This is a genomic window from Streptomyces sp. NPDC041122 (genome assembly GCF_055592445.1).
In genome coordinates this window covers 1,282,053-1,296,231 of sequence record NZ_JBVIYQ010000002.1, presented here as the reverse complement: position 1 = coordinate 1,296,231, position 14,179 = coordinate 1,282,053, and the positions used below count along the sequence as shown (strand labels likewise).

General features: G+C 72.3%; 12 protein-coding genes and 1 pseudogene. 8 read left to right on the top strand and 5 right to left on the bottom strand.

Annotation, left to right across the window (positions count from 1 at the left end):
* Positions 1–275 precede the first annotated feature (275 nt).
* The 4 genes from ACZ6B8_RS11955 to ACZ6B8_RS11940 all read left to right on the top strand — a co-directional run bounded on the left by ACZ6B8_RS11955 (position 276) and on the right by ACZ6B8_RS11940 (position 4,788).
* The gene (locus ACZ6B8_RS11955; protein ID WP_471607126.1) at positions 276–1,175 is read left to right on the top strand and encodes a glycoside hydrolase family 16 protein; all 900 of its coding nucleotides are present in this window, start codon (positions 276–278) and stop codon (positions 1,173–1,175) included.
* Between the two features lie 95 nt (positions 1,176–1,270).
* Entirely contained in the window at positions 1,271–2,710 is a 1,440-nt protein-coding gene (gene gndA / locus ACZ6B8_RS11950) for an NADP-dependent phosphogluconate dehydrogenase (protein WP_471607125.1), read from the top strand.
* A gap of 360 nt (positions 2,711–3,070) precedes the next feature.
* The gene (locus tag ACZ6B8_RS11945) at positions 3,071–3,574 is read left to right on the top strand and encodes a transglycosylase SLT domain-containing protein (RefSeq protein ID WP_471607124.1); all 504 of its coding nucleotides are present in this window, start codon (positions 3,071–3,073) and stop codon (positions 3,572–3,574) included.
* 128 nt (positions 3,575–3,702) lie between these two features.
* Positions 3,703–4,788, top strand: a complete 1,086-nt coding sequence (locus tag ACZ6B8_RS11940; protein WP_471607201.1) for an LCP family protein — start codon at positions 3,703–3,705, stop codon at positions 4,786–4,788.
* A 7-nt stretch (positions 4,789–4,795) separates the two neighbouring features.
* On the opposite strand, the gene ACZ6B8_RS11935 is transcribed toward ACZ6B8_RS11940, so the two are convergent.
* Positions 4,796–5,284, bottom strand: a complete 489-nt coding sequence (locus ACZ6B8_RS11935; RefSeq protein WP_471607200.1) for an ATP-binding protein — start codon at positions 5,282–5,284, stop codon at positions 4,796–4,798.
* A 129-nt stretch (positions 5,285–5,413) separates the two neighbouring features.
* Positions 5,414–6,100, bottom strand: a complete 687-nt coding sequence (locus ACZ6B8_RS11930; protein ID WP_471072477.1) for an HdeD family acid-resistance protein — start codon at positions 6,098–6,100, stop codon at positions 5,414–5,416.
* A 90-nt stretch (positions 6,101–6,190) separates the two neighbouring features.
* On the opposite strand from ACZ6B8_RS11930, the gene ACZ6B8_RS11925 reads away from it, so the two are divergent.
* Positions 6,191–6,943, top strand: coding sequence for an enoyl-CoA hydratase/isomerase family protein (locus ACZ6B8_RS11925; protein ID WP_471072480.1), 753 nt, complete (start codon positions 6,191–6,193; stop codon positions 6,941–6,943).
* Positions 6,944–6,976: 33 nt separating this feature from the next.
* Here the strand turns inward: ACZ6B8_RS11925 and ACZ6B8_RS11920 are convergent, their stop codons facing one another.
* Together ACZ6B8_RS11920 and ACZ6B8_RS11915 are read right to left on the bottom strand one after the other, a co-directional pair.
* The gene (locus tag ACZ6B8_RS11920) at positions 6,977–7,633 is read right to left on the bottom strand and encodes a DJ-1/PfpI family protein (protein ID WP_471072483.1); all 657 of its coding nucleotides are present in this window, start codon (positions 7,631–7,633) and stop codon (positions 6,977–6,979) included.
* A 7-nt stretch (positions 7,634–7,640) separates the two neighbouring features.
* Positions 7,641–8,633, bottom strand: coding sequence for a GlxA family transcriptional regulator (locus tag ACZ6B8_RS11915; RefSeq protein WP_471072486.1), 993 nt, complete (start codon positions 8,631–8,633; stop codon positions 7,641–7,643).
* A 158-nt stretch (positions 8,634–8,791) separates the two neighbouring features.
* On the opposite strand from ACZ6B8_RS11915, the gene ACZ6B8_RS11910 reads away from it, so the two are divergent.
* The 3 genes and pseudogenes from ACZ6B8_RS11910 (at position 8,792) to ACZ6B8_RS11900 (ending at position 12,492) form a co-directional block, all read left to right on the top strand.
* Positions 8,792–9,682: an SCO6745 family protein gene (locus ACZ6B8_RS11910; protein WP_471072489.1), complete on the top strand. Its 891-nt coding sequence runs from the start codon at positions 8,792–8,794 to the stop codon at positions 9,680–9,682.
* Positions 9,683–9,816: 134 nt separating this feature from the next.
* Positions 9,817–9,945, top strand: a pseudogene (locus ACZ6B8_RS11905) (LPFR motif small protein); the annotation flags it as partial.
* Positions 9,946–10,068: 123 nt separating this feature from the next.
* Entirely contained in the window at positions 10,069–12,492 is a 2,424-nt protein-coding gene (locus tag ACZ6B8_RS11900; RefSeq protein ID WP_471607123.1) for a Tex family protein, read from the top strand.
* A gap of 22 nt (positions 12,493–12,514) precedes the next feature.
* Here the strand turns inward: ACZ6B8_RS11900 and ACZ6B8_RS11895 are convergent, their stop codons facing one another.
* Positions 12,515–14,158, bottom strand: coding sequence for an ABC-F family ATP-binding cassette domain-containing protein (locus tag ACZ6B8_RS11895; protein ID WP_471072495.1), 1,644 nt, complete (start codon positions 14,156–14,158; stop codon positions 12,515–12,517).
* Positions 14,159–14,179: the final 21 nt, after the last annotated feature.

The following is a 14,179-nucleotide window of genomic DNA, read 5'->3' as shown; positions in this document are numbered from 1 at the left end:
CCACCGCCCGCCGGACCGCTGCACGGGACGACCCGAGGCCGGCCCCGCTCCGTCGTCGACGGGGCGGGGCCGGCCTCTGCCGTGCGTGCCCCGCACGCGGCCGGAGTTGGTCCGCACCAACTCCTTGACGGGTCATGGGAGTCGGCCTTAAATCAAGTACTGAACGAAGTGGGCGCGGCCGATCACGGCAGCGTTCAGCTTCTGATCGTTACTTGTCATGCGCATGCCCCATTCCGCATGCCCCATCCGCCACCGCCCCCACGCGAAGCGATGTGATGACCGTGCACTTCTCCCCCCACCGCCGCACCAAGCTCTGCGCGCTCGCCCTGGCCTGCGGCGCCGCCAGCCTGGCCGTGCTGCCCTCCGCGTCGGCCGAGCCCGCGCCCCGCTCCGCCGCCGCCACGGCCGCGGCCGCCACGTTCACCGACGACTTCAACGGGCCCGCCGGGTCCGCGGTCGACGGCGGGAAGTGGCAGATCGAGACGGGCGACAACGTCAACAACCACGAGCGGCAGTACTACACCTCCGGCAACAAGAACGCCGCGCTCGACGGCCAGGGCAACCTGGTCATCACCGCGCGCAGGGAGAACCCCGGCAACTACCAGTGCTGGTACGGCCGGTGCGAGTACACCTCGGCCCGGCTGAACACCGCGGGCAAGTTCACCCAGACCTACGGGCACGTCGAGACCCGGATGAAGATCCCGCGCGGCCAGGGCATGTGGCCCGCGTTCTGGATGCTCGGCGCCGACATCGGCAGTGTGGGCTGGCCGCAGAGCGGCGAGATCGACGTGATGGAGAACGTCGGCTTCGAACCGGGCACGGTGCACGGCACCCTGCACGGGCCCGGCTACTCCGGCTCCGGCGGGATCGGCGCGGGGTACACGCTGCCCGGCGGCGAGGCGTTCGCGGACAAGTTCCACACCTTCGCCGTCGACTGGTCGCCGAACAAGGTCACCTGGTCCGTGGACGGCACTGTCTACCAGACCCGCACCCCGGCCGACCTGGGCGGCAAGCAGTGGGTCTTCGACAAGCCCTTCTTCGTCATCCTCAACCTCGCGGTCGGCGGCTACTGGCCCGGCGACCCCGACGGCGGCACGAGCTTCCCCCAGCAGCTCGTCGTCGACTACGTCCATGTGACGACCGGCAACCAGACGGTGCCCGCCGGCAAGGGCTGAGGCCGGGGACACGCCGTTCGGGAAGCGGGCACCCTGTGCGGGAGCCGGCGCGCTGAACAATGGCGTACCCACCCCTCTTCCCAGGAGCGACAGGCATGAGCACTACAGCCCAGATCGGGGTCACGGGCCTCGCTGTCATGGGGCGCAACCTCGCCCGCAACTTCGCCCGCAACGGATACGCGGTCGCCCTGCACAACCGCACCGCGGCCCGCACCCACGACCTGGTGAAGGAGTTCGGCGAGGAGGGCATCTTCGTCCCCGCCGAGACCGCCGAGGAGTTCGTGGCCGCCCTCGAACGCCCTCGGCGGCTCGTGCTCATGGTGAAGGCGGGCGAGCCCACGGACGCGGTGATCAAGGAGTTCGCGCCGCTCCTGGAGCCCGGCGACATGATCGTCGACGGCGGCAACGCCCACTTCGCCGACACCCGGCGCCGCGAGAAGGAACTGCGCGAGCGGGGCATCCACTACGTCGGTGCCGGGGTCTCCGGCGGCGAGGAGGGCGCCCTGCACGGGCCGAGCATCATGCCGGGCGGCAGCACGGAGTCCTACGACGCGCTCGGCCCGATGCTGGCGAAGATCTCCGCGAAGGCGAAGGACGGCGCCCCGTGCGTGACGCACGTCGGCCCGGACGGCGCGGGTCACTTCGTGAAGATGGTGCACAACGGCATCGAGTACGCGGACATGCAGCTGATCGGCGAGGCCTACCAGCTGCTGCGCGACGTGGCCGGTTACTCCCCCGCACAGATCGCCGACATCTTCCGCACCTGGAACACGGGCCGTCTCGACTCGTATCTGATCGAGATCACCGCGGAGGTCCTCTCCCACGTGGACGCCGCCACCGGCAAACCCTTCGTGGACGTCGTCCAGGACCAGGCCGAGCAGAAGGGCACCGGCCGCTGGACGGTGCAGATCGCGCTCGACCTGGGCGTACCGGTGTCCGGCATCGCGGAGGCGGTGTTTGCCCGCTCGCTGTCGGGCCACGCCGACCTGCGCGCCGCCTCCCGGGAGCTGGCGGGCCCGACGGCACGGCCGCTGGACGAGACGGAGGCCGGAGCCTTTGCCGACCGGGTCGAGCAGGCGCTGTACGCGTCGAAGATCGTCTCGTACACGCAGGGCTTCCACGAGATCGCGGCCGGCAGCCGGACCTACGACTGGGACATCGACCTGGGCGCGGTGGCGCGCATCTGGCGGGGCGGCTGCATCATCCGGGCGGCCTTCCTGGACCGGATCACCGCCGCCTACGAGGCCCGGCCCGGCCTGGTCTCGCTCCTGTCGGACCAGGGGTTCGCGGACGAGATCGCGGCCGCGCAGGACGACTGGCGGGCCGTACTGGTCGCCGCGACCACCCAGGGCGTGCCCACGCCGGGCTTCGCGGCGGCGCTGGCGTACTACGACGCGCTGCGCGCCGAGCGGCTGCCCGCCGCGCTCACCCAGGGGCAGCGGGACTTCTTCGGGGCGCACACCTACCGGCGGGTCGACCGCGAGGGCGCCTTCCACACGCTCTGGGGCGGTGACCGCTCCGAGACCGGCGTGTAGGCGCACGGGAGTCCCACGGGCCGACGGCCCGGGCCGGCCGCGGGTCGCCCGGGCCGTCCTCATGCGGTGACCCACGCCACCCCGAGGGGTCCTGGGCTGTGAGGCCACTCATAGGGGTCAGATCACATGCGAAGGGAAATAGTAGACACTTCGGGGCAGCTGCCCCGGGGGTTCGGGGCACTTCGGGACGGTTCCTGCCGGCACGACTGCGTACCGGGGTAGTACGTCACACCATTGCGTCCGCCGGGGGCGATCGCTGACTCTGGCTGACGTCGCCGGAGCTCGGGGACACCGCAGGGCACAGTCGCCCGCTTCGGACCGAGCTCCCTCTACGTCCCCCCCCTGAGGAGTCAATCCCCCATGGCCACGACCAAGACGCTCAACCGTGCCGCTCGCTTCCGCAAGATCTCCATCGCCGGCATCGCCACCACCGGTGCGATGGCCGCCGCCCTGACGGTGGCGCCCTCCGCCGCCCACGCCGCGGAGCCCACCAAGGCGAGCACCGCGGTGACGCAGGCGGCCAAGGCCGACAAGAAGTCCTACGCCAACAACCTCGACGGCTGGATCCGCCAGTCCCTCGACATCATGAAGTCGAAGGGCATCCCCGGTTCCTACGAGGGCCTGCACCGCAACATCATGCGCGAGTCCGCCGGTGACCCGAACGCCCAGAACGGCTGGGACGTCAACGCGCAGAACGGCACCCCGTCCAAGGGCCTGCTCCAGGTCATCCAGCCGACCTTCGAGGCCTACCACGTCTCCGGCACCGCGAACTCGCTGACCGACCCGGTCGCCAACATCACCGCAGCCGCGAACTACGCCGCCGACAAGTACGGCTCGATCGACAACGTCGACTCCGCCTACTGAGCAGTCGGACGACACCCCGGGTGACCTGGACCGTTCGGTCACCCAGACCCCCCGGTCACTAGGAGAGTCAGCGCATGCCGCACGAGAGCGGGAACGAGCACCCGGCGCCTTCGGCCGACGGCCCCGCGATGCCCGACTACGGGCCCGCGCGGGTACGGCGCTCCCGGCGCAAGCCCCGGAAGAAGGCCCTGCGCTATGCCGCGTGGGGCGCCCTGGGCCTGGTGCTCGTCGGTGGCGGAGGCGTCGCCTACGCCTGGCAGCACCTCAACGGCAACATCCAGGGCACGGACGTCGACGCCGCCCTCGGTCACGACCGGCCCGCGGAGCAGCGGGACGGCTCGATGAACATCCTCCTGCTCGGGTCCGACTCCCGGGCGGGGACGCACGGCGAGTACGGCCGCGGCGTCAGCGGGGCGCGCGCCGACACGGCGATGGTCCTGCACGTCGACAAGACCCACAAGAAGGCATCGGTCGTCAGCATCCCGCGCGACACCATGGTGCAGCGACCCACCTGCGCACCGTCCCACGGCGGCGGCGACGCGGCGGGCGCGCAGCAGGCCATGTTCAACTCGTCGTACCAGGTCGGCGGGCCCGCCTGCACTGTCAAGACGGTGGAGAAGATGTCCGGCGTCCGCATGGACCACTACCTCGAAGTCGACTTCAAGGGGTTCCAGAAGCTCATCGACGAGCTCGGCGGCGTGGACATCACCACCCACAAGGCCATCAAGGACCCCAACAGCGGACTCTCGCTCACCGCGGGCAAGCACACGCTGAAGGGCAAGCAGGCGCTGGAGCTCGTCCGCACCCGGCACGGCGTCGGGGACGGCAGTGACCTCGGCCGCATCCAGCTTCAGCAGGCCTTCATCAAGGCCCTGATCCACCGCGCCGACACCGTCGACCCGCTCAGCGACCCCGCGAAGTCCTACGACCTGGCGGACACCGCCACCAAGACCGTGAGCGCCGACTCCGGTCTGGCCTCCGCGGACAAGCTGCTCGGCCTGGCCAAGGAGCTGAAGGGCATCAGCCCGGACCGCACGAACATGGTGACGATGCCGGTCACCTACGACGCGCAGGACTCCGGCCGGGTCAAGCCGCTGGACAAGGCGTCGCACCAGGTCTGGGACGCGCTGCGGCAGGACCGGCCGATACCGGAGGCCGCCACCCAGGACTCGGTGGGCGACCGCGGCGACTCGCCGGTCTCGGCGGGCTCCTGACCCCGGTCTAGCCGCCGCGCTGCGCGCCACCGGGCTTGAGGGGCAGCGCCGCCCAGATGACCTTGCCCCCGCTCGCGGTGTGCTCGACGTCGCAGGCGCCGCCCGCCTCCTGAGTGATCTCCCGTACGAGAAGCAGTCCCCTGCCGCCCGTCTGGCCGTGGTCCGCCACCAGCGCCGTCGGGCGGTAGGGGTGGTTGTCCTCGACGGAGACCCGGACCCACTCGGTGCCGACGGCCACCTCCACGGCGAGCATCGGCGAGAGCAGGGCCGCGTGGCGCACCGCGTTGGTGACCAGCTCGGAGACGATCAGGAGCAGGCCCTGTACGAGATCGTCCGGGGCGGGTACGCCCTGCCGGGCCAGCAGGTCGCGCACCGCGTGCCGGGCCTGGGGGACCGAGGCGTCGACGGCGGGTGCGGTGAAGCGCCATACGCCCTCGTACGGCATCGGCCCGGCACCGCTCGGGAGCGGGCCGGGAACCCTCCCGCCGTTCTCCATCGTCCGGTCGCCGTCCTTGCGCTCGATTGTCGCCACACATCGAGTGTTGGGACTGCTCTGGTCCGGACCGCTCCACTGACCAGAAGTCAGCGACTATCGACGGGATTTGACCGGTGCCGTATGACGTCGTCAGGTGTGCGACTGTTCCTGCCCCGGTTGTTCTTTCTTCAAGTGCTGTTCAGGTTGTACGAGACTCACGATGCGGCGCCCGCCGATGCCCGTCGCGATCAGGCCCAGGCCGTCGAAGAGCAGGGCCAGCGAGAAGAAGCACCCGATGACGTACTTGCTGCTGCTCGGCCAGTCGGCGAGGACGAGGATGCCGATGAGCAGCCCGAAGGCGCCCTGCAGGAGCGTCAGGGCGAACTGCGGACCCCGTACCACCAGGCTGCCGACCAGCCGGAACACCCCGCCGGTGAGGAAAAGCAGGGCCGCGAACATCGTCAGCGCCTCCGCCGCGACGTCGGGTTTGCGGATGATCACGACGCCGGCCGCGAGGTTCAGCGCGGCGACCACCACGCCGAGCCAGAAGAAGCTGCTGCCCCGGGACTGGACCGCGTGCAGCAGGCCGACGATGCCGCCGACGAGCAGCAGCCACCCGAACAGGATCATCGAGGTCAGCGTGGCGACGCCGGTGTAGACGAGGCCGACGAGCCCGGCCAGGGCCAGGATCACGCCCAGGGCGGCGAGCCAGCCGAAACTACGGCTGAGCCGGGCGCCCTGACCACCGGAGCCGCCGGTCCCGGCGGCTCGGTCGGTTCTGGCGGTCCCGGCGGTCGTGGTGCCCTTGTCGGTTCCGGCGTCTCTGCGTCCGAGCATCAGCGTCTCCATCCGCTTGCCCTGTATGCGCCTTTCGTCCTCCACTCCTCCTTGATCGTACGTTCGAGGGGACCGGATAGCATCCGGCGCATGGAGCCGCAGCTGAGGCATGCCGTCACGGACGGCGTCGCCACCGTCGTCATCGACCATCCGGCCAAGCGCAACGCCATGACCGCCGCCATGTGGCGTCAGGTGCCGCCGCTGTTCGGTGCGCTCGCCGCCGATCCCGCGGTGCGCGCGGTCGTCCTGACCGGCGCGGGCGACACCTTCTGCGCGGGGGCGGACATCTCCACGCTGCGCGAGTCCGCGGGCACGGCGCAGGAGCTCGCGGTGCGGGCCGAGGAAGCCCTCGCCGCCTGTCCCAAGCCGACGCTCGCGATGGTGCGCGGGTACTGCGTGGGCGGGGGTGCCCAGCTCGCGGGCGCGTGCGACCTGCGGTTCGCGGACGAGGGTTCGCTGTTCGGCGTCACCCCGGCGAAGCTGGGCATCGTCTATCCGGCCTCGTCCACCCGGCGGCTCGTGTCCCTCGTGGGTCCCGCGACCGCCAAATACCTGCTGTTCTCCGGCGAGTTGATCGAAGCGGAGCGGGCGCTGCGCACCGGTCTGGTGGACGAGGTGCTGCCGTCCGGGGGCCTGGAGAAGCGGGTCGCGGAGTTCACCCGGGTCCTCGCCGCGCGTTCCCAGCTGACCCAGGCGGCGGCCAAGGAGTTCGCGACCGGGCGCACGGACCGGGACGCGTACTGGACGGAGCAGGCGGGCGGCAGCGGCGACACCGCCGAGGGCGTCGCCGCCTTCCTGGAGCGCAGGCAGCCGCGCTTCACATGGAGCGCGGCCACCGACTGAGCTCGGCTGGTGTGCGCGAGTGGACCGACGCGTCTACCGGGCCGCCCGCTCCTGGGCCCACTGCTCGAAGCGGCTGCCGTCGCGGAACGCCTCGACGAGGTGCGCGGGCGCCTTCTCGGGGGATCCCGCGTCGTACGGCGGCTGCGGGTCGTATTCGGTGAGCAGCTGTACGGTCTGCGCGTGCTCGTCGCCCGCGATCCGGCCGGCCAGGGCGAGGCCCATGTCGATGCCCGCGGAGACGCCGGCCCCGGTGACGTACTTGCCGTCGAAGACGACCCGCTCCCCCGTCGCCTCGGCGCCGAGCCGGGCCAGTTCGGGCAGGCCGAGCCAGTGCGAGGTGGCGCGGCGCCCCTTCAGGAGACCGGCCGCGGCGAGGGCCAGCGAGCCCGTGCACACCGAGGTGGTCCAGGTGGATGTGGCGTCGACCGTGCGGAGCCAGTCCAGGAGCTCCTGGTTCTCCATCTGGTCGCTCTGGCCCGGGCCGCCGGGCACCACCACGATGTCGGGGCTTCGCACCTCGGCGAAGGACGTGTCGGCGACCAGAGCGAGCGTGCCGTTGTCGTCGCGTACCGGGCCCGCCTGCTCGGCCACGAAGACGGTCTCGTAGCCGGGCAGGGAGCTCAGCATCTGGTAGGGGCCGATGGCGTCCAGGACGGTGAAGCGCTCGTACAGGGCGATCGCGATCTGCATGGTGTCCCTATCGGTGGGAGTGACGGATGGCCGGTGCGGCCGGTGCGGGATGGAAGCGACGGCGGTACTCGGCCGGCGCCGTGCCGAGCGTCTTGACGAAGGCGCGCCGCATGGCCTCCGGCGTGCCGTAGCCGCTGGCGCGCGAGACCTGTTCGACGCCGTCGTCGGTGTCCTCCAGGAGGCGGCGGGCGTGTTCGACGCGGACGCGCTCGACGTACTTGCCCGGAGTGAGCCCGGTGTCCGCCTGGAAGGCGCGCGCGAAGTGCCGGGGCGAGAGCCGGGCGCGCGCGGCCAGCGCCTCCACGCCGAGGTCCGCCGCCGGGTGTTCGCTGATCCACCGCTGGAGCTCGCGCAGCGGTTCGCGCCGCGCGGTCTGCGCGGCGAGCTGGACGCTGAACTGTGCCTGATTGCCCGGGCGGCGCAGGAAGACCACCAGGTGACGGGCGATGGTGAGGGCCACCTCGCGGCCGAAGTCCTCCTCGACGAGGGCCAGGGCCAGGTCGATGCCCGCGGTCACCCCGGCGGACGTCGACACAGGGCCGTCGCGCACATAGATGGGATCCGGGTCGACCTCGATGCCCGGGTGGTCCCTGGCCAGCTTGGCGCAGTACGCCCAGTGCGTCGTCGCGCGGCGCCCCTCCAGCAGGCCCGCCTCGGCGAGCCGGATGGCGCCGGTGCAGACCGACACGAGGCGTTCCGCCCGCGGGCCGTGCGCGCGCAGCCAGTTCACCAGCCCCGGATCGCCGCCCCGGGTCCCCCTGCCCCCGGGGACCAGCAGGATGTGCGGCACCGGGGCGTCGGCGAGCGCCGAGTCCGGGGTCAGGGTGAGGCCGCTGGACGTGCGGACCGGGCCGCCGTCCAGGGAGGCGGTGCGGACGCGGTAGCCGCCCCCGGGGTCGCCGAGGCAGTGTCCGACGCCCGCGAAGACCTCCACGGGGCCCGTGACGTCGAGGCTCTGGACGTCGTCGAAGAGGACGACCAGGACGGTTCGCTGCTCCATGCCTCGATTCTTGGCGCCCGCGGCGATGGCCGCAATGACAAGGACCCCTCCTTTCCTGCCATCCGCGCCGGCGTGCGGCCCCCTTCCGGTCCCGCTCGGCTCGCCCTTCTGTGGGACTCCCCACGGACGACATACCAACCAGTAGGTACCGTGCCCCCATGACCTCTTCGACGACCTCCCCCGCCGGCCCCGCCCTGCCCCCGCGCGCCGGCCGCCGCTGTCACAACGTGCTCAACTCCCTGCACTCCACGCACTACTTCTCGCCCGACTCCGCCCAGGAGCTGAAGGAGTACGGGATCACCCACCCCGCGGCGGTCAACTTCGCGCTGCGCGCGGCGGCGATGGGCCCCGTCGGCCCCGGGACCGTGACGGCCACCTTCTACAACTACAAGTACGAGTTCGTCGCCGCGCACGTGCCCGCGGTGTGGCGCTCGGCCACGCCCGAGCAGGCGGGCGCGGCCCGGCTGCGCGCCGTCGACACGACGCTGCGACGGCTCCTCGGCGAGGAGCTCATCGCCTCGCCCGAGATGGCGGAGGCCGCCGCGCTCGCGCTGCGCGCCACCGAGGCCTGCGATCGCGGCGCCCGCCCGCTGTACGCCGCCCACGCCGACCTGCCCGTCCCCGACGCCCCGCACCTCGCCTACTGGCACGCGGCGACCCTGCTCCGCGAGCACCGGGGCGACGGACACGTGGCCGTGCTGCTCGACGCCGGACTCGACGGCGTCGAGGCCCTGGTGAGCCACACCGCCACCGGCAAGGGCATGACGCCCAAGTGGGTCTTCGCCACCCGCGGCTGGAACCAGGAGGAGTGGAACGGCGCGGGCGAGCGGCTGCGCGGGCGCGGACTCCTCGACGGCGAGGGCGAGTTGACCGAGGCGGGCGTGGCGCTGCGCCGGGACATCGAGGAGGAGACGGACCGCCTCGACCGCGCGCCGTACGAGCACCTGGGCGCCGAGGGCGTCGAACGGCTCACGGAGCTCGGCACCCTCTTCATCGGCACCGCGCTGCAGGCCGGGGCGTTCCCGGCCAACCTGCTCGGCAAGGGCTGAGCCCTCACCGGCGAACCAGCCCGGCAACGGTGACCCCTTTTCCCGGCATGGTCGCGCCGCTGCGCGGTACCCGGTCGTCTCCTGGCCGCCACCCCGGCCACCCCGGCCCCGCCGGGAGACGAGAGGGGAAAGCCATGTTCCGTGCGATAGCGGACGTTCTGCGCCGGATCGGGGGCGCCATCGCCACCGTCGTGACCCTGCCGTTCCGTGCCGTGGCGAGCCTGTTCGGCGGAGCCTCCCGTTCCGCCGGGCGGGGCGGGAGGGGCGGCCGGGGCGCGGGCCGACGGTCGGGACGGATGGGGCGCGGCCGACGGGTCTGATCACCCTCTGTCGGCGCCACCTGCCACAATTGCCCGGCAACCTCAGCGAGAAGGCGGTACCGGAACGTGGCAGCTTTGAAGACGTCCACCCCTGCGTCCATCGAGAGCAGGATCGCCGAGGAGCTCGGCGTACGGGAGCGGCAGGTGAAGGCCGCCGTCGACCTGCTCGACGGCGGGTCCACGGTGCCCTTCATCGCGCGCTACCGCAAGGAAGCGACCGAGATGCTCGACGACACGCAGCTGCGCACGCTCGAGGAGCGGCTGCGCTATCTGCGCGAGCTGGAGGACCGGCGCGCCGCGATCCTGGACTCGGTGCGTGAGCAGGGCAAGCTCACGGACGAGCTGGAGGCGCGGATCCGCGAGGCGGACACCAAGGCGCGGCTCGAGGACATCTACCTGCCCCACAAGCCGAAGCGGCGCACGAAGGCGCAGATCGCCCGTGAGGCGGGCCTGGAGCCGCTGGCCGACGGGCTGCTGAGCGACCCCGGCGTGGAACCGCAGGCGGCCGCCGCCGCGTTCGTGGACGCCGACAAGGGCGTCGCCGACGCCCAGGCCGCGCTCGACGGGGCCCGGGCGATCCTCGCCGAGCGGTTCTCGGAGGACGCCGACCTGATCGGCGAGTTGCGCGAGCGCATGTGGGTGCGCGGCCGGCTCGCCGCGAAGGTCCGCGAGGGCAAGGAGGAGGCGGGCGCCAAGTTCGCCGACTACTTCGACTTCGCCGAGCCGTTCGCCGAACTCCCCTCGCACCGCGTCCTCGCCATGCTGCGCGGCGAGAAGGAAGAGGTCCTCGACCTGGTCCTGGAGCCGGAGGAGCCGCCCGCCACGCCGGGCACCCCGTCCACGTACGAGGGGATCGTCGCCCAGCGGTTCGGCGTCGTCGACCAGGGCAGGCCGGGCGACAAGTGGCTTCAGGACACGGTGCGTTGGTCCTGGCGCACCCGGATCCTCGTGCACCTCGGGATCGATCTGCGGCTGCGGCTGCGGACCGCCGCCGAGGACGAGGCGGTGCGGGTCTTCGCGTCGAACCTCCGCGACCTGCTGCTCGCGGCGCCCGCGGGCACGCGCGCCACGCTGGGCCTCGACCCCGGGTTCCGTACGGGCGTGAAGGTCGCCGTCGTCGACGCCACCGGCAAGGTCGTCGCGACCGACACGATCCACCCGCACGTCCCGGCGAACAAGTGGGACCAGTCCCTGGCCACGCTGGCGAAGCTCGCCGAGGAGCACCAGGTCGACCTGATCGCCGTCGGCAACGGCACCGCGTCCCGCGAGACCGACAAGCTCGCGGGCGAACTCATCACCAGGCACCCGGAGTTGAACCTCACCAAGGTGATGGTCTCCGAGGCGGGCGCCTCCGTGTACTCGGCGTCGGCCTTCGCCTCGCAGGAGCTGCCGGACCTCGACGTCTCGATCCGCGGCGCGGTCTCCATCGCCCGGCGTCTGCAGGATCCGCTGGCCGAGCTGGTGAAGATCGACCCGAAGTCGATCGGCGTCGGCCAGTACCAGCACGACCTGTCGGAGGTGAAGCTCTCGCGCTCGCTGGACGCGGTCGTCGAGGACTGTGTGAACGGCGTCGGCGTGGACGTGAACACCGCGTCCGCCCCGCTCCTCGCCCGGGTATCCGGCATCGGCGCGGGCCTCGCGGAGAACATCGTGGCGCACCGCGACGCCAACGGCCCCTTCAAGAGCCGCAAGGGTCTCAAGGACGTGGCCCGGCTCGGTCCCAAGGCGTACGAGCAGTGCGCGGGCTTCCTCCGCATCCGCGGCGGCGACGACCCGCTGGACGCGTCCAGCGTGCACCCGGAGGCATATCCGGTGGTGCGCAAGATGGTGAAGTCGGCCGGTGGCGAGGTCGGTTCGCTGATCGGCAATACCGGGGCGCTGCGCTCGCTCAGGCCGGACGAGTTCGTGGACGAGGTGTTCGGTCTGCCGACCGTCACGGACATCCTCAAGGAACTGGAGAAGCCCGGGCGCGACCCGCGTCCGGCCTTCAAGACGGCGACCTTCAAGGAGGGCGTCGAGAAGCTCTCCGACCTGGCCTCGGGGATGGTCCTGGAGGGCGTGGTCACCAACGTCGCCGCGTTCGGCGCCTTCGTCGACGTCGGCGTGCACCAGGACGGCCTGGTGCACGTGTCCGCCATGTCGAAGACCTTCGTCAAGGACCCGCGGGACGTCGTCAAGCCCGGCGACATCGTCAAGGTGAAGGTCATGGACGTCGACATCCCGCGCAAGCGGATCTCGCTGACGCTGCGCCTGGACGACGAGGCGGAAGCCGGGGCGGGTGACGCCGGCGGGGAGCAGCCGAAGCGGGGCGGGAGCCGTCCGCCGCAGCAGCGGCAGGGCCAGCGCCAGCAGCAGGGGCAGGGCTCGCGCGACGGCGGGCGGGGCGCCCGGCGCGGCCAGAAGCCGCAGCGGCAGGGTCCGCCGCCCGCCAACGACGCGATGGCCGACGCGCTGCGCCGGGCGGGCCTGGTGGACCCCAAGCGCCGCTGACGCCCGGAGGCACCGGCGGGGGTCAGGGTGACAGCTCGGTCACCTTGCCCTCCGCCACCTCCAACCGGCGCGTCACGCTGACCGCGTCGAGCATCCTGCGGTCGTGCGTGACCAGCAGCAGCGTGCCCTCGTAGGACTCCAGGGCCGACTCCAGCTGCTCGATGGCGGGCAGGTCGAGGTGGTTCGTCGGCTCGTCGAGGACGAGGAGGTTGACGCCGCGGCCCTGGAGCAGCGCGAGGGCCGCGCGCGTGCGCTCGCCCGGCGAGAGCGTGGCCGCCGAGCGCAGCACGTGGTCGGCCTTGAGGCCGAACTTGGCGAGCAGCGTGCGCACTTCGGCCGGCTCGGTGTCCGGGACGGCCGCGCAGAACGCGTCGAGCAGCGACTCCTCGCCGTGGAACAGCGCGCGGGCCTGGTCGACCTCGCCGACCAGGACGCCCGAGCCGAGGGCCGCGTGGCCCGCGTCCGGCGGGATGCGCCCCAGGAGGGCGCCGAGCAGCGTCGACTTGCCCGAGCCGTTCGCCCCGGTGATCGCCACCCGGTCCGCCCAGTCGATCTGCAGCGTGACCGGGCCGAGCGTGAAGCCGCCCCGGCGCACCTCGGCGTCGCGCAGGCTCGCGACGACCGTGCCGGAGCGCGGGGCCGCCGCGATCTCCATGCGCAGCTCCCACTCCTTGCGGGGTTCCTCGACGACGTCGAGGCGCTCCAGCATGCGCTGCGTCTGGCGGGCCTTGGCGGCCTGCTTCTCGCTGGCCTCGCTGCGGAACTTGCGGCCGAGCTTGTCGCTGTCGGTGGCCTTGCGGCGGGCGTTCTTGACCCCCTTCTCCATCCAGGAGCGCTGCATCTGGGCCCGGCCCTGGAGCGCGGACCGCTTGTCGGCGTACTCCTCGTACTCGTCCCGGGCGTGCCGGCGGGCGGTCTCCCGCTCCTCCAGGTACGCGTCGTAGCCGCCGCCGTAGAGGTTGATCTCCTGCTGCGCGAGGTCGAGTTCGAGGACCTTGGTGACGGTGCGGGCGAGGAACTCCCGGTCGTGGCTGACGACGACCGTGCCGGCGCGCAGGCCCCGTACGAAGCTCTCCAGGCGTTCCAGGCCCGCGAGGTCGAGGTCGTTGGTCGGCTCGTCCAGGAGGAACACGTCGTACCGGGAGAGGAGCAGGGAGGCGAGGCCCGCGCGGGCCGCCTGCCCGCCGGAGAGCGAGGTCATCGGCTGGTCCAGGCTCACGGCGAGGCCGAGGGAGGCGGCGACCTCCTCGGCGCGCTCGTCGAGGTCCGCGCCGCCGAGGGCCAGCCAGCGCTCCAGGCTGGTGGCGTAGGCGTCGTCCGCGCCGGGGGCGCCGTCGACGAGGGCCTGGGTGGCCTCGTCCATGACGCGCTGGGCCTCGGTGACGCCGGTGCGGCGGGCCAGGAAGGCGCGGATCGACTCGCCGGGGCGGCGGTCCGGCTCCTGGGGCAGGTGGCCGACGGAGGCGGTGGGCGGCGAGAGCCTGAGCTCACCCTCCTCGGGGCTGTCCAGGCCCGCGAGCAGCCTGAGGAGGGTGGACTTGCCCGCTCCGTTGGCCCCGACCAGGCCGATGACGTCGCCGGGGGCGACGACCAGCTCAAGCCCGGAGAAGAGGGTGCGGTCGCCGTGGCCGGCGGCGAGTTCTTTGGCGACGAGGGTTGCGGTCATCAGGGGGTGATTGTAGGACGG